16 protein-coding genes are annotated in these 17,865 nt (G+C 58.3%); 10 read left to right on the top strand and 6 right to left on the bottom strand.

The genetic code is table 11. From position 1 onward, the window contains the following. Nucleotides 1-7: 7 nt before the first annotated feature. On the top strand, nucleotides 8-2,734 hold the full coding sequence (gyrA, locus tag ACR0AL_RS02190; RefSeq protein ID WP_480661795.1) for a DNA gyrase subunit A: 2,727 nt from the start codon (nucleotides 8-10) through the stop codon (nucleotides 2,732-2,734). 162 nt (nucleotides 2,735-2,896) lie between these two features. Next, entirely contained in the window at nucleotides 2,897-3,370 is a 474-nt protein-coding gene (locus tag ACR0AL_RS02185) for a hypothetical protein (RefSeq protein ID WP_170375530.1), read from the top strand. Nucleotides 3,371-3,457: 87 nt separating this feature from the next. On the opposite strand, the gene ACR0AL_RS02180 is transcribed toward ACR0AL_RS02185, so the two are convergent. From ACR0AL_RS02180 to ACR0AL_RS02170, 3 genes are all read right to left on the bottom strand, one after another. Beyond that, nucleotides 3,458-4,927, bottom strand: a complete 1,470-nt coding sequence (locus tag ACR0AL_RS02180) for a carboxypeptidase M32 (protein ID WP_480662535.1) — start codon at nucleotides 4,925-4,927, stop codon at nucleotides 3,458-3,460. Nucleotides 4,928-4,932: 5 nt separating this feature from the next. After that, nucleotides 4,933-6,078, bottom strand: a complete 1,146-nt coding sequence (gene ctaA, locus ACR0AL_RS02175; protein ID WP_480661793.1) for a heme A synthase — start codon at nucleotides 6,076-6,078, stop codon at nucleotides 4,933-4,935. Between the two features lie 62 nt (nucleotides 6,079-6,140). Beyond that, nucleotides 6,141-6,884 (bottom strand): RNA methyltransferase, encoded by a 744-nt coding sequence (locus ACR0AL_RS02170; protein WP_170348861.1) that lies wholly within the window; start codon nucleotides 6,882-6,884, stop codon nucleotides 6,141-6,143. Nucleotides 6,885-7,038: 154 nt separating this feature from the next. Between ACR0AL_RS02170 and ACR0AL_RS02165 the strand changes: the two genes are divergently transcribed. From ACR0AL_RS02165 to ACR0AL_RS02150, 4 genes are all read left to right on the top strand, one after another. Next, nucleotides 7,039-7,656: a thiamine phosphate synthase gene (locus ACR0AL_RS02165; protein ID WP_170348862.1), complete on the top strand. Its 618-nt coding sequence runs from the start codon at nucleotides 7,039-7,041 to the stop codon at nucleotides 7,654-7,656. A gap of 45 nt (nucleotides 7,657-7,701) precedes the next feature. After that, nucleotides 7,702-8,595 (top strand): PfkB family carbohydrate kinase, encoded by an 894-nt coding sequence (locus tag ACR0AL_RS02160; protein WP_170410061.1) that lies wholly within the window; start codon nucleotides 7,702-7,704, stop codon nucleotides 8,593-8,595. Further along, a complete protein-coding gene (locus ACR0AL_RS02155; RefSeq protein WP_170348864.1) occupies nucleotides 8,592-9,503 on the top strand; it encodes a pseudouridine-5'-phosphate glycosidase in 912 nt (303 codons plus the stop codon). The genes ACR0AL_RS02160 and ACR0AL_RS02155 overlap by 4 nt, the downstream gene beginning before the upstream one ends. Before the next feature lie 64 nt (nucleotides 9,504-9,567). After that, a complete protein-coding gene (locus tag ACR0AL_RS02150) occupies nucleotides 9,568-10,245 on the top strand; it encodes a DUF502 domain-containing protein (RefSeq protein WP_170348865.1) in 678 nt (225 codons plus the stop codon). Here ACR0AL_RS02150 and ACR0AL_RS02145 read toward each other — a convergent pair whose 3' ends face one another. Both ACR0AL_RS02145 and ACR0AL_RS02140 read right to left on the bottom strand, forming a co-directional pair. Continuing rightward, nucleotides 10,246-11,271: a patatin-like phospholipase family protein gene (locus tag ACR0AL_RS02145; protein ID WP_170358703.1), complete on the bottom strand. Its 1,026-nt coding sequence runs from the start codon at nucleotides 11,269-11,271 to the stop codon at nucleotides 10,246-10,248. Nucleotides 11,272-11,286: 15 nt separating this feature from the next. Next, the gene (locus tag ACR0AL_RS02140; protein WP_170375544.1) at nucleotides 11,287-12,060 is read right to left on the bottom strand and encodes a 3-hydroxybutyrate dehydrogenase; all 774 of its coding nucleotides are present in this window, start codon (nucleotides 12,058-12,060) and stop codon (nucleotides 11,287-11,289) included. Nucleotides 12,061-12,353: 293 nt separating this feature from the next. Between ACR0AL_RS02140 and ACR0AL_RS02135 the strand changes: the two genes are divergently transcribed. Together ACR0AL_RS02135 and ACR0AL_RS02130 are read left to right on the top strand one after the other, a co-directional pair. Next, complete coding sequence (locus tag ACR0AL_RS02135; protein ID WP_480661790.1) at nucleotides 12,354-14,168, top strand: extracellular solute-binding protein; 1,815 nt, start codon at nucleotides 12,354-12,356, stop codon at nucleotides 14,166-14,168. 539 nt (nucleotides 14,169-14,707) lie between these two features. Further along, complete coding sequence (locus ACR0AL_RS02130) at nucleotides 14,708-14,944, top strand: hypothetical protein (RefSeq protein ID WP_170348869.1); 237 nt, start codon at nucleotides 14,708-14,710, stop codon at nucleotides 14,942-14,944. Here the strand turns inward: ACR0AL_RS02130 and ACR0AL_RS02125 are convergent. Beyond that, complete coding sequence (locus ACR0AL_RS02125; RefSeq protein WP_170348870.1) at nucleotides 14,933-15,556, bottom strand: helix-turn-helix domain-containing protein; 624 nt, start codon at nucleotides 15,554-15,556, stop codon at nucleotides 14,933-14,935. The two genes, ACR0AL_RS02130 and ACR0AL_RS02125, sit on opposite strands and share 12 nt — an antisense overlap. A 65-nt stretch (nucleotides 15,557-15,621) precedes the next feature. Between ACR0AL_RS02125 and ACR0AL_RS02120 the strand changes: the two genes are divergently transcribed. Both ACR0AL_RS02120 and ACR0AL_RS02115 read left to right on the top strand, forming a co-directional pair. Beyond that, nucleotides 15,622-17,139: a class I adenylate-forming enzyme family protein gene (locus tag ACR0AL_RS02120; protein ID WP_170348871.1), complete on the top strand. Its 1,518-nt coding sequence runs from the start codon at nucleotides 15,622-15,624 to the stop codon at nucleotides 17,137-17,139. Beyond that, on the top strand, nucleotides 17,136-17,795 hold the full coding sequence (locus ACR0AL_RS02115; RefSeq protein WP_170348872.1) for a DsbA family oxidoreductase: 660 nt from the start codon (nucleotides 17,136-17,138) through the stop codon (nucleotides 17,793-17,795). The genes ACR0AL_RS02120 and ACR0AL_RS02115 overlap by 4 nt, the downstream gene beginning before the upstream one ends. The last annotated feature ends 70 nt before the right edge of the window (nucleotides 17,796-17,865 follow it).

Here is a 17,865-nt window from a genome sequence, read left to right as displayed (position 1 = left end):
AGTTTACGTGAGCGATACGCCAGATATTCCTGAAAACATGGACGAAACCCCGCCCGAGCGCCCCGTTTATGACGGCCCGACGGTGTCCATCGAATCCGAGATGCGCACGTCCTACCTGGACTATGCAATGTCGGTCATCGTCAGCCGCGCGATCCCCGATCTGCGCGACGGGCTGAAGCCGGTGCATCGCCGCATTCTGTATGCAATGCACGAAACCGGGAACACACACGACAAGGCCTATCGCAAATCGGCCCGCCCGGTTGGCGACGTTATGGGTAAGTACCACCCGCACGGTGACAGCGCGATCTATGATGCGCTGGTGCGGATGGCGCAGGATTTCTCGATGTCGCTGCCGTTGCTGGATGGTCAGGGCAACTTTGGCTCGATGGACGGCGATAACCCGGCGGCCATGCGCTATACCGAAGTGCGCATGGACAAGCCTGCCGCGTCGCTGCTTGCCGATATCGAGAAAGAGACGGTCGATTTTCAGGACAACTATGACGGTAAGGACCGGGAACCGACCGTCCTGCCCGCCCGTTTCCCGAACATGTTGGTCAATGGTGCTGGTGGTATCGCCGTGGGCATGGCGACCAACATCCCACCGCACAATCTGGGGGAAGTGATCGACGCCACGCTGGCACTGATCGACGACCCGGACCTGACGTCCGAGCAGTTGATTGAATACGTCCCCGGCCCCGACTTCCCGACCGGCGGCGTCATGCTGGGCCGCTCGGGTGCGCGCAAAGCCTATCTCGAAGGTCGCGGCAGCGTCATTATCCGCGCCAAGACCCGCGTGGAAGAGCTGCGTAAGGATCGTTACGCTATCGTCGTCGATGAAATTCCCTATCAGGTGAACAAGGCCGCGATGATCGAAAAGATCGCCGAGGCGGTGCGCGAGAAGCGCATCGAAGGTGTGGCCCATGTACAGGACGAGTCCGACCGTAACGGTGTCCGCGTGGTAGTCGAACTGAAACGCGATGCGACACCCGAGGTGGTGCTGAACCAGCTTTACCGCTTCTCGCCGATGCAAACGTCCTTTGGCTGTAACATGCTGGCCCTGAACGGTGGTCGGCCTGAACAACTGACCCTGCGCCGGTTCCTGACCTCGTTCATCGATTTCCGCGAGGATGTCGTTGCCCGCCGCACCGCCTATGACCTTCGCAGGGCGCGGGAACGCAGCCACATCCTGTGTGGTCTGGCCGTGGCCGTTTCCAACGTGGACGAAGTTGTTGCCACCATCCGGTCATCCGCGGACGCAGCCGAGGCGCGTGAAAAGCTGATGACGCGCCGTTGGCCTGCCGCTGAGATCGAGGGTTATCTGCGACTGATCGATGATCCTCTGTCCAAGATGAACGACGACGGCACCTATAACCTGACCGAGGTTCAGGCCCGCGCCATCCTCGACCTGCGCCTCCAGCGCCTGACCCAACTGGGCGTCAAAGAGGTCACAGACGAGTTGGAAGAACTAGCAGGTAAGATCAAGGAATACCTGGATATTCTGTCCTCGCGCGAACGCATCATGTCGATCATCGGCGATGAGTTGCGCAGCGTGCGCGAACAGTTCGCCGTTCCCCGTCGCACCGAGATCGTCGACTGGTCCGGCGACATGGAAGACGAGGATCTGATCGAACGCGAAGATATGGTCGTGACTGTCACCTCTGGCGGGTACATCAAACGTACCCCGCTGGCTGATTTCCGCGCGCAGAAACGCGGCGGCAAGGGCCTGTCGGGCATGCAGACCAAGGAAGAGGATGTTGTTACCAACCTCTTCGTAGCGAACACGCACACACAGCTGCTGTTCTTCACCACCGACGGCATGGTCTACAAGCTCAAGACCTGGCGCCTGCCACAATCGGGCCGGACCGGTAAGGGCAAAGCCATCGTCAACATCCTGCCAATTCCGACAGGTGTTTCCATCGCGGCTATCATGCCCGTGGATGTCCCGGATGAAGAGTGGGAGAACCTGCAGATCGTCTTTGCCACCAGTGCCGGCGACGTGCGCCGCAATGCGCTGAGCGATTTCACCAACGTAAAACGCAACGGCAAGATCGCGATGGACCTGCCCGAGGATGTGGAACTCGTGAACGCGCGCATCTGCTCGGAAGAGGATGACGTCATGCTGGTCACCAACTCCGGCCGTGCGATCCGCTTCCAAACCACCGATGTGCGGGTCTTCAAGGGCCGCAAGTCGACCGGTGTGCGTGGCATCAGGCTAAGCAATGGCGACCGCGTGGTGTCGATGTCGGTGATCCGCCATTTCGAGGCTACGTCGGACGAACGCGCCGCCTATCTGAAAATGCGCCGCGCCGTGGCCGGCCTGACCGAAGAGGCCGAAACCAATGACGAGGATGGCGACGCGCTGGCGACCATCAGCCAGGAACGCTATGCCCAGATGTCGGCCGCTGAAAATCTGATCCTGACCATCACAGCAGGCGGTTCGGGCAAGCTAAGCTCCAGCCACGATTACCCGGTCCGCGGACGCGGAGGCATGGGGGTTGCGGCCATGGACAAGGCAATGCGCGGCGGAGAGCTGGTGGCCTCGTTCCCGGTTGAGATCGACGATCAGATCATGCTGGCCACCTCCAAAGGCCAATCAATCCGGGTTCCCGTCGAAGGCATCTCGTTCCGGTCGCGCAGCGCGGGCGGTGTGAAGGTGTTCAACACCGGTAAAGGCGAAGTGGTCGTCAGCGTCGCCTGGATCGCCGATCAAGGCGACGAAGAGGCCGAGGGATAAGATTACAACAAAGGCCCCAGAGCGCAGTGTTTTGGGGCCTTGGATTTTGTTTTCGCCAATATTCTCTCAAAATGTGGCAATCAACGGTCTGCCCAATAGAAGGATCAAATCGGCGCTGGTTTCTGTATTTCCTAAAAATCGCTATTCTATGACCAAGGATATTTGAAACAGCAGTTTCAAGAGGTCGTTTTAATGCGAATTTTGTTCAAACAAAGTTTAGTTGTCTTTTGGTTTCTCTGGTGGACATTCGCGTTTTTGACCGACTTCATCGGCGGGCTAGAGCTGCTGGGGGTGACTTCAACCCCTTGGTTTGACGGTCACAACTTTCCGTTTCTGCAAAAAACGCTGGCGCAGTTTGGTGCCTCTACTGCCGTTGATGTAATTTTGTTTGTCGGGATCATACTGTGGCTATTTCTTTCGACGCTGCTATTTGCGTTCGCGTCATTTACCCCGTATTCCCAGACGGATCGCTGGCAGAAGAGGGTCGACGCAGCGTTTATCGTATCGCTAGGATTATGGCTTGCTTTTTTTCTGGCGGATCAGACGGTCATGAATTTTGATTTGGAAGAAAACCATATGGTTCAGGGGAGCTTTCAATTACTATGCTATCTGACCATCTACCTACTGCCTGATTAGCAATGCTCGGTTCCTATGGGCTGCTTTAGGCAAAGAACTGGCAACGCGGCACACATGTGACAACCAGTTTGGCCGGAAATTGTGCGTTCAAAGATTGTAGAGCGTACCAAATTTCTGTTCCAAATACGCCAACAACGGTTCCGGTCCCGGTTCAATCCCGCTGGCGCGTTGGATAGTCTCGCGCGGGGTGAAGAGCCCGCCAAAACGCTGTAGGTTCTCGCACAGCCAACTGGTTGCGCCTGACGTGTCGCCCCTGATCAGTTGCGCATCCAAATCAGGAACCGCAGCGCGCAACGCTTGATACAGACATCCGGCATAGACATTGCCCAATGAATAGGTCGGGAAATAACCAAACAACCCGACCGACCAGTGGACGTCCTGTAAACACCCGTTCGAAGGTCGGTCGACCTCATATCCAAAATCGGCCTTGAATCGGTCGTTCCACGCCGCTTCCAGATCGCTGACCTGAAGGTCTCCGGCCATTAGGGCGCGTTCAAGGTCAAAGCGCAGCATGATGTGCAGGTTGTATTGCACCTCGTCCGCCTCGGTCCGGATATAGCCTTTGTGTACGCCGTTGACCGTGGCATAGAACGCATCGGCATCCGCGACATCGAAATCACCGAACGCGTCAACCATTTGATTGTAAAGCCACTCCGTGAACGCCCGAGATCGGCCCAGCTGGTTTTCATAAATCCGGCTTTGACTTTCATGCACGCCCATCGACACGCCCTGCCCCAGTGGTGTCAGCGCATAGGCCGGGTTGATACCCTGTTCATAGGCGGCGTGGCCGACCTCATGAATGGTTGAGTAGAAACAGTTGAACGGGTCGGTCTCGCTGGTGCGAGTGGTGATGCGCACATCCAGGCCACTGCCCGAACTGAACGGATGTACTGCCTTGTCCACCCGCCCAGTATTCAGATCGTACCCGAACGTGGTCGCCAGTTTCTGCGACAATTGCATCTGTATCTGTTCGTCGAATTTTCCGGTCAGAGCGTGCGGCGCTGGTTTATCCAAAACGGCCGCGCGCAGGGCCACAAGACGAGGGCGCATCTGATCGAAAATCTCGGCGATTTGTGAACCGGTGGTATAGGGTTCGTAGTCTTCAACCATGGCGTCATAGACATCACCACCCTGCGCCAGTGCAACGCCTTCTTCACGCTTGAGGGCAACGACCTCCTCGAGAACAGGCAGAAAGGTAGCCACATTCTCGTCTGAACGGGCTTGCGCCCAAGTTCCCTGGGCTGCTGACGTCACGCGCGCAATGGCCTTGGCCAGATCGGCTGGCACTTTTGCCGTCCGCTCGTAAGTTCGACGGATATCGCGCAATTGGGCGCGGGCCACGTCGTCTTGTGGGTCGGCTAGCTCCAACCACTCAGCCACGCGCGGGTCAGAACGGCGGGCATGCAGAACCGCTTCGATCGCGGCCATTTCCTCAGCCCGTTGCGGGGCCGCGCCGCGCGGCATCACCGTTTCCTGGTCCCAGCCCAGCCGCCCGGCGATTTGCCCGAGGGCCGACGTTTCGCGTTGGAAGGCCATCAGGTCATCATAGGCAGTCATCAGGGTCATGCTCCGCGGATTGAGGTGGCGATTGGATATGCTGTCAGGAAACGTGCGCGCAGGATCAGGGTCCAAACAACAACGGCCATGAACTGGTGGAAGATGGCGATCTGCCAGGGGGCCGCGTAGATCACCGTCATAATCCCGACCACCACCTGCAGCGAAAGCGCCGCAAAAGCTGCATTGAACGCAAACCGCGTTTGCGGATGCGCGCTGGTGCTGCCGCGTCTCCAGACAATGATGCCGAAGATAAACAGAAGATAGCCAGCACAGCGGTGAATGAACTGCACCAGACCGGGGCTTTCAAAGAAATTGCGCCACATCGGTTCAAGCATCGTCGCGTCAGGCGGCAACAGTTGACCACCGATCAGGGGCCAATCGGTATATGATCTTCCAGCGTCTTTGCCTGCCACAAGGGCGCCTATGAGTATTTGTAGAAAGGCGAAATGCATCAGCCCGGTCGATAGCGAGAACAGTTTGCCCTCTTTCGCGCGGCGGGCCTGCATCAGGTCACGCTCCTCGCGCCCCAGCTCAAAGATGTACCACGCAAGGAACCCGAGGATAACGAAGGCCAGACCCAGATGGACTGCCAGGCGATAGCTGGCAACGGCCGTCATCCCCTCGCCCTGCGTCACGCCCGAGGCAACCATCCACCAGCCAACCGCGCCCTGAACACCGCCCAAAGCGCCTGGAATCAGCAGTTTACCGGTCCACCCGGTCGGAATTTTCCTAGCCAGCAGGAAGCCAAAGAACCCAAGTGCCCAAACTAGACCGATCACCCGGCCCAGTTGACGGTGACCCCACTCCCACCAGTAAATGGATTTAAAGTCATCAAGCTCCATCCATTGGTTCTGAATGCGCCATTGATCGATCTGCTTGTACTTTTCGAACTCGGCCTGCCAATCGGCCTCGGTCATTGGTGGGATGGCCCCAGTGACCGGGCGCCATTCCGTTATCGACAGTCCGCTATCGGTCAGGCGTGTCAGGCCGCCTACGGAGATCATGACAACGACCAGCGCGAACAGGATCATCAGCCAGACGCGAATTGCCCCGCGTGCGCCGCCACGACCACGGTCAATCATGCCCGGTTGAACGGCCTGTTGTTTTTCTGTGTCTGAGACGTCTTCGAAGATGCTGCGCTTACCGCTCATGCTGTCCTCTTGTGCCTTGGATTTCGTCGCAAGCTAGGGTGAAGGGGGGCTAAGGTCCAGCCTCAGCCTTTATCCTTCCAACGGACCATCTGACGCATGATCCCGTGCAGCATCTGCACATCCGCGCGCGTCATCCGCATCCGAGACCACAGATTGCGCAAATTGGTCTTCATGCCTTCGGCCTTTTCGGGTGGATAGAAAAAGCCCGCCTCGTCCAGCCGGTCCTCGTAGTGTTCGACCAGTTTTTCGACCTCGATCCCCGTGGCCCAGTCGCCTTTGCCCAGATCGGTGGCTTCGTGCACCACATCGCCTGTCTGGCGCATCCACTCATAGGCGGTCAACAACACGCATTGGCCAAGGTTCAGCGAGGCATATTCCGGGTTTACCGGAACCGAGATAATGGCATTTGCCTTGGCGATATCTTCGTTTTCCAACCCTGCCCGTTCCGGTCCGAACAAGACCGAGACCTTTTCACCAGCCGCCACTTTCTCGGCCGCGATCTGCATCGCGCGTTCGGGGCTGTAGACCGGTTTGGTCAGACCACGCTGGCGCGCGGTGGTTGCAAAGACAAAGGTGCTGTCGGCCAGCGCGCCCGCAAGATCATCGAACAGCTGCGCTTCGTCCAGCAAGCGCCCCGCCCCGCTGGACATTGCCACCGCCTTGGGGTTTGGCCAGCCGTCGCGCGGTGCGACGATCCGCATCCGGTCCAGCCCGAAATTCCACATCGCCCGCGCGGCAGCGCCGATGTTTTCACCCATCTGAGGGCGGACGAGCACAAAGGACGGCTGGGATGTATCGCTGGGCATGGTTGTCTCCGGAAAACTTGGCTTGCTGTAATCGGCGTGATGGCGCAGGGCAAGGCATCCGATTGGTCAATTACGCCTTAAACCGGCATAAAAGTTTGCTTCCTCGGCACAATCCGCTAAACCGCGCGAAAGACTGAAAGCTAAGGACGCGCCAATGGACACCCCCGAGCAGCCGCAGATTTACCTGATCACCCCTCCGACCATCTCATTGAGCACGTTCCCCGACCAGCTTAGCCGCGTTCTGGACGGTGCCGAGATTGCCTGCATCCGACTGGCTTTGGCAGGCAATGACGAAGACGCGATCTCGCGCGCTGCTGATGCTTGTCGCGAGGTGGCCCATACCCGTGACGTGGCGCTGGTCATCTCGAACCATGTTCTGCTGGCGCAACGGTTGGGGTTGGACGGGGTGCATCTGGACGACGCCGCACGTTCAGTGCGCGCCGCGCGCAAGGAGTTGGGCGCGGATGCCATTGTTGGCAGTTTTTGTGGCGCGTCCAGCCACGATGGCATGACCGCTGGCGAAGCTGGCGTAGATTATGTTGCCTTTGGTCCGGTCGGCGCGTCAACGCTGGGGGACGGAACCACGGCTGAAAAAGACCTGTTTCAGTGGTGGTCTGAGATGATCGAGGTTCCGGTTGTGGCCGAAGGTGGCCTGACGCCTGAGCTGATCCGCGACCTGACCCCTTGCACTGATTTCTTCGGTATCGGGGATGAGATCTGGTCGCAAGAAGACCCGCTTGCCGCGCTTAAAACTCTTACCGATGCGATGTGAGCGTTAACCCTTGCACCCACCTCGGGGCTGCGGCATGACACGGGCATGACTCAGAACAGCGAAATCCTGTGTATCGGCTCGGTCCTGTGGGACATAATCGGGCGGTCCGCCAGCGCCATGCGTCAGGGCTCGGACGTGCCGGGGCGGATCACCCGCCTGCCCGGCGGAGTGGCCATGAACATCGCCATGACGCTGGTGCGCTTCGGTATGACGCCGACCCTTCTGACAGCCATTGGTCGCGACCCCGAAGGCGACGAGTTGGTCAACGCCTGTTCACGGCTGGGCATGGTCACGGACCACATCTATCGTTCGCAGGATTTGCCGACAGACAGGTACATGGCCGTCGAAGGGGCCAACGGCCTGATCGCGGCAATTGCTGACGCGCATTCGCTTGAGGCCGCCGGGGCGAAAATCCTGCGCCCCTTGATGCATGGGCCGCTGGGGTATGAGAACACTCCGTTCCAGGGTCCTATCGCATTGGACGGCAATCTGACGCTGACCCTGTTAGAAGAAATCGCCCAAAGCCCCGCCTTTGCGCATGCGGACCTGCGCGTGGCCCCGGCCTCGCCCGGCAAGGCCGAACGTCTGCTGCCGTTTCTGAAACACGCCCGCGCCACGCTTTATGTGAACCTCGAAGAGGCCGGCATCTTGTGCCAGCGCGAATTCACCGATTCTGAAGGCGCTGCCAAGGGCCTGCTGGACCGTGGCGCGCTGCGGGTGCTGGTCACGGACGGCGGCAACTCGGCCACCATTGGCAGCGCTGACGAGATACTGACCCAAACACCGCCCTCCGTTCTGGTCACCCGTGTGACCGGTGCGGGCGATACTTTCATGGCGGCGCATATCGCGTCCGAGGCCAACGGTGCGTCCAATGACGAAGCCTTACGCCGCGCCCTGCATGCCGCCGCAACCTATGTTTCCGGAGAAACACCACTGTGATCGACATCCAATATTCCGCCGAGGTCCGCGCCGCCAAAGATGCAGGTCAGCCCATCGTTGCGCTGGAAAGCACCATCATCACCCATGGTATGCCCTACCCTCAGAATATCGAGGTGGCGGCGCAGGTTCAGCAGGACGTCCGTGACGCTGGCGCGGTTCCTGCAACCATGGCCGTGATCAAAGGCAAACTGCATGTGGGCCTGGAAGACGACCAGTTGAAAGCCTTGGGGCAGGCCCAGGGCGTCGCCAAGATCTCACGCGCGGACATGGCGGCCTGTATGTCGACCAGCGGCACCGGGGCCACGACAGTGGCCGCCACGATGATCGCCGCGCGCTATGCCGGGATCGAGGTTTTTGCGACCGGTGGCATCGGTGGTGTGCATCAGGGGGCCGAGACCTCGTTTGACATCTCAGCCGATCTGCACGAATTGGCGCAGACACCCGTTACTGTTGTTGCAGCCGGTGCGAAAGCCATCCTGGATCTTGCTAAAACACTTGAAGTGCTCGAGACATTGGGCGTTCCGGTTATCGCGCATGGACAGGATGAATTCCCGGCCTTTTGGTCCGCCAAGTCCCCCTATCCCGCGCCCTTGCGCATGGATAGTGCCGAAGACATCGCCAAAGCTCACGCCACCCGTCGCGCGCTTGGCCTGCCCGGGGGTCAGCTGGTTGCCAACCCGATCCCGGACGCCGATCAAATCCCGGCCGAGGAACTGGCCCCCATCATCGCTGCCGCCCAATCCGACGCGGATACGCACCGGATCACCGGCAAAGGCGTCACGCCATACCTACTACAACGGATCTATGAACAGACCGGAGGCCGCTCGCTGACCGCAAACATTGCGCTGGTGCGCAACAATGCCCGTCTAGCCGCCGGTATCGCGATTGCTTTGACCAAATCCGCCTAGAGCTACCCTATTGTACCAAGACGCCGGACTGCTTAACTAAATCGGCAAACCAATCAGGATCGCAATGAACACACCGTTTGACGAAGAACCCCACCGCGGACCGGGCCTGTTTTCCCGGCTGCGCGCGTCTTTTCTGACGGGCATCGTTGTCATTGCGCCTGTCTGGCTGACGATCTGGTTGATTTGGTCCGTCGTGGGCTGGATCGACAGTGCTGTCCTGCCGCTGATCCCACAACAGTTCCAGCCCCAACAATATGTAGGCATCAACCTGCGCGGCGTCGGCGTCATCATCTTTCTGGTGTTCACTGTTCTGGTGGGCTGGGTCGCCAAGGGGATTCTGGGACGGTCCTTTATTTCCTTCACCGAAAGCCTGGTAGAACGGATGCCGGTTGTCCGCTCGATCTATTCCGGGATCAAGCAGATATCCGAGACAGTCTTTGCCCAGACAGAAAGATCTTTTGAAAAAGCCTGCTTGGTGCAATATCCACGCCGCGGTATCTGGGCTATCGGCTTTGTATCGACCACCGCCAAAGGCGAGGTCACCCAGCGCGCCGAAACCGCGGGCGAATTGCTGAGCGTTTTCATCCCGACCACGCCAAACCCGACCTCGGGGTTTTTGCTGTTCTTTCCTGCCGAAGACGTCATTCTGCTGGACATGACTATCGAGGACGCGGCCAAGCTGGTGATTTCTGCCGGTCTGGTTTACCCCAACGGCAAAGATCCGACGCTACCGCCTGAGTGATCAGCCAAACATCTCGGGCAGGTTGACAGTACTTTTCTGCCCCAAATCGCCCTTGTTGTCCGAAAGGAACCGATGCGCAGCCGTGCGCCCGGCCTCTTTCAACTTGTGCAGAACAACCGGGTTCGGCACCGTCTTAGTTGCCACCGACAGATCGTTCATCAGCGCGTCATCGGCGATCATGTGAACCAGAACCCGGTTCATCTCACCCGCTTTCAATTTGCCTTCGGCCAACAAGCGCTGCACGAAGCTGATCGCTCGCAATTCGCGGAACAGGGATGAGTTAAAGCTGATCTCGTTGATCCGGTTCTGGATTTGTTGCGGCGTTTTCGGCACTTCTTCCCGTTCCAGCGGGTTGATGTTCACGATCACCACATCATCCGGCAGATCGGTGTTGAACAAGGGGTACAGCGCCGGGTTCCCGGTATAGCCGCCATCCCAATATGCTTCGATTCGGCCCGAATTGGGGTCAAAAATCTCAACTGCCTGAAACAGGTTCGGCAGGCAGGCCGATGCTAAAATCGCATCGGTCGAGACCTCATCCCCGGTAAAAACACGGATCTTGCCACTGCGCACGCAGGTGGCGCAGACGAACAGGCGCGGTCCTTCATCGGCACAGATTTCCTTGAAATTGAACCGGTCCACCACCGGTTCCAGCGGGTTACGATAAAAGGGACCATAAGCATAGGGCGACACCAGACGAGACCACGCGTCACCCACGGAAAACGGCAGAGAATACTCCATGGCATGCGCAATCTGAGCGGGCTCAAGTGCCTGCATCCAATTGGCAAGGCGCATATCGCCGACGGCCCCCATGCGCGCCCACAGCCCATCAAGGCTGGCCCGCGCACCGTCACGTCCATCGCGTACCATGCCGGATTTGAACGCAGCCCCGTTCAGCGCCCCGGCCGAGGTGCCGGTGATTGCCGCGACCTCGATATCATCCTCGTCCAGCAACCGGTCCAAGACACCCCAGGTAAAGGCGCCATGCGCGCCGCCGCCCTGCAGTGCCAGATTGATGCGTTTCATTACCTGCCCCCTGACTTACAGAGCCGTCCAGCCCCCATCCACCGAGATTGCCGTTCCGGTGATCTGCGCGGCGGCATCCGAACACAAAAAGACAGTTGTACCGCCCAGTTGCTCGACCGTTGCAAAAGCTTTCGACGGTTGACGTTCCAGCATGACGTTCTTGATCACGTCCTCGCGGCTCATGCCGTATTCTTTCATCGTGTCGGGAATCTGCGCTTCGACCAGTGGCGTCAGCACGTAGCCCGGGCAAATCGCGTTACAGGTTATCGGTTCCTGCGCGGTCTCCAGCGCTACGGTTTTGGTCATCCCAACCACACCATGTTTGGCCGCGACATAGGCTGCTTTGAAAGGCGACGCCGTCAGCCCGTGGGCCGAGGCGATGTTCACAATGCGCCCCCACCCGGCCTGGCGCATCATCGGCAGAGCCGCTGCCATAGTGTGATAGGCCGAGTTCATGTTGATCGCGATGATTGCATCCCATTTGTCGACCGGGAACTGATCAATCGGTGAGACGTGTTGAATGCCTGCATTGTTCACGAGAATGTCACAGGCACCCGCTTTTTCGATCAGGGCACGGCATTCGTCCCCCTTGGACATGTCCGCCTTGATGTAACGCGCGTTGGTTCCGGTTTCCTGCGAAATCTCGGCGGCCAGCGCGTGATCCTCATCCCGGTCGGTGAACGAGTTCAATATTACGTTGGCCCCAGCCTTGGCCAATTCGCGGGCAACACCCAAACCGATCCCTGAATTCGACCCTGTGATGATCGCCGTTTTTCCCGCCACGCTCATGAGCTTTCTCCGTCAACATCTGCTTTGACCGCACAGTGCCATGCTGCAACTGCAAAGGAAACGGGGAAACATATGGGTTCTGCATCCGGGGTGGAAACGCCTCAAAAAAAACGCCCGCACGAAGCGGGCGTTAAGTTATTGAGGCAGGTTTCATACAGGCAAGAAACCTATCGAGCAGTGCATCCTTTATAAGCAATTCCTTGCATCCGTCCAAGCTAAAAGTTTGAAAATAAGAAAAATCATCGATACGGTGAATCCCAACAAAATAAGGCCAGAGCAGGATTGTTTCCAAAATGCGCCCCAATTTTCTACGCCCCGTTCGCCCTGTGATCGCGGGAATCACCTTTATTTTTGCTGTCACAATCGCTCATGCAGAATCGGCCCATGGCATAGCTATGTACGGCGACCCTGTCCTACCACCGGATTTTGTGTCCCTGCCCTATGCCAATCCCGACGCGCCCAAAGGCGGCAAGGTTGTATTCGGAAACACCGGCGGCTTTAACAGTTTGAACCCGTTTGTGCAAAAAGGCAGCTCGCCATGGCAATTGCGATTTTGGACCCATGAAAGCCTGATGGGCCGGTCCTGGGACGAACCTTTCACTCTTTACGGGTTGTTAGCCGAATCAGTTGAGACTGCACCGGACCGCTCTTGGGTAGAATTTACCCTGCGTGAGAACGCCCAGTTTACTGACGGAAATCCGGTGACCGTAGATGATGTGATTTGGTCTTATGAAACTCTGGGCACCGAAGGTCATCTGCGTTACCGCGGTTTGTGGGGCAAGATCGACAGTATCGAACAGACCGGCCCCCGCACGGTGCGGATCACTTTCAACGAACCCGACCGGGAATTGGCACTGATCGCCGGGCTGCGTCCGATCCTGCAAAAAGCACAGTGGGAGGGGAAAGATTTCGCCAACGCCGCGCTGCAGGACGTTCCCATCGGGTCGGGGCCGTACGTGATCGATAGCTATGAGGCGGGCCGCTATGTGAATTTGCGGCGCAATCCAGACTATTGGGGGGCTGACATTCCGTTCCGGCGCGGGACCATGAACCTGGATGACATAAGGATCGAGTTTTTTGGCGACGGCACCGTCCTGTTCGAGGCGTTCAAGGCCGGTGAACTGACCGCGGTGCGCGAATTCAACGCCGACAAATGGAACACTCAGTACGATTTTCCTGCCGTTCAGCGCGGTGATGTGGTCAAGACCGAAATCCCGCACGGCAAACCCTCGGGCATGACCGGGTTTGTCATGAACACCCGCAAGGCCCCTTTCGATGATTGGCGAGTCCGCGAGGCGATGCTGCTGGCGTTCAATTTCGAATTTATCAACGATACGATCACCGGCAGCGCCCAACCACGGATCACTTCGTATTTCTCGGGCTCTAACCTGGGCATGCAACCCGGCCCGGCCACTGGGCGTGTCGCCGAGCTGCTGCAACTTTATGCCGACGACCTTCCGCCCGGCGCGCTTGAAGGTTATGCCCTGCCCGTCGGCGACGGTTCGGCCCGGAATCGCGCCAATATTCGCAAGGCCAACAAGCTGCTGGCCGAGGCTGGCTGGACCATTCAGGACGGCGTGCTGCGCAACCAGAATGGTCAGGACTTTGCCATCACCGTTCTGCTGCAACAGGGCGATAGCGAAGGACAAACGGCCATCGAAATCTACACCCGCGCGCTTGAACGTCTGGGCATCAAGGTCAATGTCGAACAGGTAGACAGCGCGCAATTTGTCGGCCGCAATGCCGAGTTTGATTTTGACATCACGTTCCTTCGCCGTGCGCTGTCTCTGTCTCCGGGCAATGAACAGCGTCTGTATTGGGGCAGCGAAAACGCGGATGTACAGGGCACGCGCAACCTGATGGGTGTCGCCTCACCCGCTGTGGATGGGCTGATTGACGCTATGCTGGCCTCGGAAAGTCACGAGGATTTCGTGGCCGCCACCCGCGCGCTTGATCGGGTTCTGACTGCTGGTCGCTATGTCATTCCGATCTGGAACTTCGACGTCGGGCGCATCGCCCATGCCAAAGAACTGAAGCAGCCTCAAACCCTGCCGATCTATGGCGACGGGCCCGAGTATATGCCGCAGGTTTGGTGGTACGAAGAGTGACCAAATAAGCCCCACTGCCGCATTAATCCGCTGTAGGTTGTTTGGTGCTTTGGTGCTTTGGATTTGAAGATTTGGCTCCAAAGGACGGCTCTGCCATATCGCCGCAGCCTTCGGCGGATTTCGGCACATGGCGCAAACCACACTACATCTAGGGGTATTCGAACGAAGTTTCGCCACAATTTGCTGATCACCCAAATTCCAGCTTAACTAAAAAAAACACCCACAAGGGGCTTTACTGAACATATCTGTACGATATAGCCTATTGTCATTTAAACGTGCTGTTTGGCCGGATTAATTCTGATTATTTCGCTAGATAGCTTGTCATGCAGCGCGTCACTCTTGGATTTTGCGGACCGGCCTCCACTCACTCCAACCTCAGGTCCGTAGGCCCGTTGCGTATCGTGCGTAACGGGCCTTTTTGACGTTACGTCAGCGCCGCTCAGGTGCGACATTTTGTCATGCGCATCGACTCCCGCCATCTCCGTACCCTGATGAAAGGGCCGAGCAGCCGTGAAACCCGAATTACGGAAAGCTGACTGATGTTGAACTGGACTGACCTGCTGCAAGACTGGGATGCTATGTATTCCCGCGCTAAACGGCGTTTTCCGAATCTGCGCGATCAGGACAAGGTGCGGCTGAGCAAAGATCGAAAAGGGTTCGAAGCCTACCTGGCCGAACGCCACCACCTGACCGTAAATGAAGCCCACGAAGAACTTGAGGATTTTCTATTCACCGAAGGTCTGAACCGCGAGTTCAGCCGTTCCTTAAGCAAGTGACGTTACCCACAGGATCGTCGCATCTTCGTCACTGACGGAAATCACGTTGTGACCCATACTGGCGTCGTAATAAGCGCTGTCGCCACGGCGCATTTCGACGGGTTCGTAGAATTCGGTGTACAGTTTCACAACCCCGGTTAGCACATACAGGAATTCTTCGCCGTCATGGCGCACCCAGCCGTCAAATTCGTCCATTGAACGCGCGCGCACGCGAGCCCGATAGGGCAGCATCTGCTTTTTCGTTAGGTTTTCCGCCAGCAACTCGTGCTCGTATGTTCCCGTCGGATGTTCAGCGCCTTCGCCCATGCGGGTGATTGCCATCCGACCGATCACCTGATCACGCTGTGGCGGGGTGAACAGCTGTGGCACCGAAATTTCCAACCCGGTCGCCAGCTTTTTCAGCGCGTCATAAGTGGGCGACATCTGCCCATTCTCGATCTTGCTGAGGGTCGAGCGCGCAAGCCCCGCCTGAGACGCCGCTTGTTCCAGCGTCCAGTTCCGCGCCTTGCGCAGTTGACGCACGCGCGCACCCAGATCAAGTGGTTCGGGATCGGTGTGCTCACCCGAGTCACGTGCAATTCGGATCAGAGATGGCTGTTCATTAGTACTCATGCGCCAATCTATAGGACCAGCCCGCCCGGCTTGCAACGCGCCAAGCGCCGCGATAGCCAGTGGCCATGCTTTCTGTTTTCGATCAGGGGCCGCCTCCGGCCTGCCCCGCACCATTCAATCTGGCCGCGCACGTTCTGCGGCACGCGGATGACCACCCGGACAAAACCGCTTTGTCGGTTTTAGGCAATGACGGGGCGCGGGATTGGACCTATGGCGTATTGAAATCGGCCATTCTGGGCACCGCCACCGGGCTGTTGAAGACCGGATTGAACCCCGGAGACATTGCGTTGATGCGACTGGGGAATACGGTTGATTTCCCCATCGCCTATCTTGGGGCCATAGCTGCCGGGATCGTGCCGGTTCCCACCTCGTCACAGCTGACCGAGCCCGAAACCGTGCGCATGATTTCTGATCTGCAACCCACAGCCATTCTGCGCGACCCAGCCGTCGCCTGCGCCAATCATCCGTTGCAGATTACGCTGGACGATCTGTCGGGGATGCGCGCACTGCCCCCTGCCGAGTTCCAACTCGGTGACCCGCACCGGTTGGCCTATGTCGTCTATACCTCTGGCACTTCTGGTAAACCACGCGCTGTGGCCCATGCCCACCGCGCCATCTGGGCGCGCCAGATGATGGTGGATGGCTGGTACGGGTTGCGGGATACGGACCGTCTGTGTCATGCCGGGGCGTTCAACTGGACCTATACTCTGGGCACCGGGCTGATGGATCCCTGGTCGATCGGCGCGACCGCGTTGATCCCCGATCCAGGCACCGACCCTGATGCCCTTCCAGAGCTGTTAAGACAAAATCGGGCAACGATCTTTGCTGCCGCGCCCGGCGTGTTTCGCAAATTGCTTAAATCCGCCGTTGATCTGCATTTACCGGACCTGCGTCACGGCCTGTGCGCAGGCGAAAAGCTGTCGCGGCACCTGCACGCGCAATGGAGCGACCTGACCGGGACAGAATTGTACGAAGCCTTCGGTATGTCCGAATGTTCGACCTTCATCTCGTCCAGCCCTGCACATCCGGCGCGGGGCGAGGCGTTGGGGCAACCTCAACCGGGTCGCCGGGTGGCGATATTGGGGCCGGACGGGCCGGTTCCGCGTGGCCAAGAAGGTACCATTGCCATCCACCGATCCGACCCCGGTCTGATGCTGACCTATCTGAATGCACCTGACGAGGCTAAGGCCCGCATGCAGGGCGACTGGTTTCTGACCGGTGATCAAGGGGCCATGGCGATGGACGGACAGATCACCTATCTGGGCCGCGACGACGATATGATGAACGCGGGTGGCTATCGCGTGTCCCCGGTCGAGGTTGAGGCCGCCCTAACCAAATTCCCCGGCATCGCGCAAGTGGGTGCAGCGGCAGTTGAGGTTAAACAGGACACATTCGTGATAGCCGCTTTCTATACCGGTCCGGAAAAGCTGGACGAAGACGCTTTGCAAACCTATGTGGAGGCAAATCTGGCGCGCTACAAACAGCCACGCGCGTTCATTCACCTGCCCGAGCTGCCAATCGGTGGTAATGGCAAACTCCTGCGTCGGGCGCTCCCGGCCTATTTCAAGGCGAATACACCATGACTCAGACCGTCAAACTCGACATCATGTCCGATCCGATCTGCCCATGGTGCTATATCGGCAAAACCCATCTGGACAAAGCTCTGGCCGCTATCCCGGACCACCCGTTCGTTATCGAATGGCATCCGTTTCAGTTAAACCCCGACATGCCGAACGAAGGCATGGATCGCCGCGAATATCTGGAGCGCAAGTTCGGCGGCAAAGACGGTGCCGTGCGCGCCTATGCCCCGGTGGTTGAGCATGCGCAGAATGCCGGGCTGAGCATCGACTTCGAAGGGATGAAACGCACACCTAACACGTTGGACGCGCACCGCCTGATCCACTGGGCCGGGATCGAGGGCAAGCAAGACGCAGCCGTAAACGCTCTGTTCGATGCATATTTCGTGCAGGGACGTGATATTGGCGATCACGAAGTGTTGGCCGATATCGCCGACAGTATCGGCATGGACGCAGCTGTGGTATCGAAACTGTTGAAATCCGACGCTGATCGCGAGGATATCCGCACCCGCGACACCCATTCGCGACAGATGGGGGTAAATTCTGTTCCTACCTTCATTGTGGCCAACCAGCACGCGGTTCCGGGCGCACAACCCCCTGAAATGTGGGAAAAAGTAATCGGTGAGATTATGTCTCAGCTTGAGGCTTCCCCTGCAAAATAGCACAGGTCCCTGTGCAGCCTGCCCCCTAGCGCCACCTGAAAAGCCGTGATAGCGCAATCAGGTCAGGAGG

It is taken from the genome of Ruegeria sp. BB1, assembly GCF_056539465.1.
The sequence above is the reverse complement of the archived record's forward strand: the minus strand, read 5'-3'. Positions and strand labels throughout refer to the sequence as shown.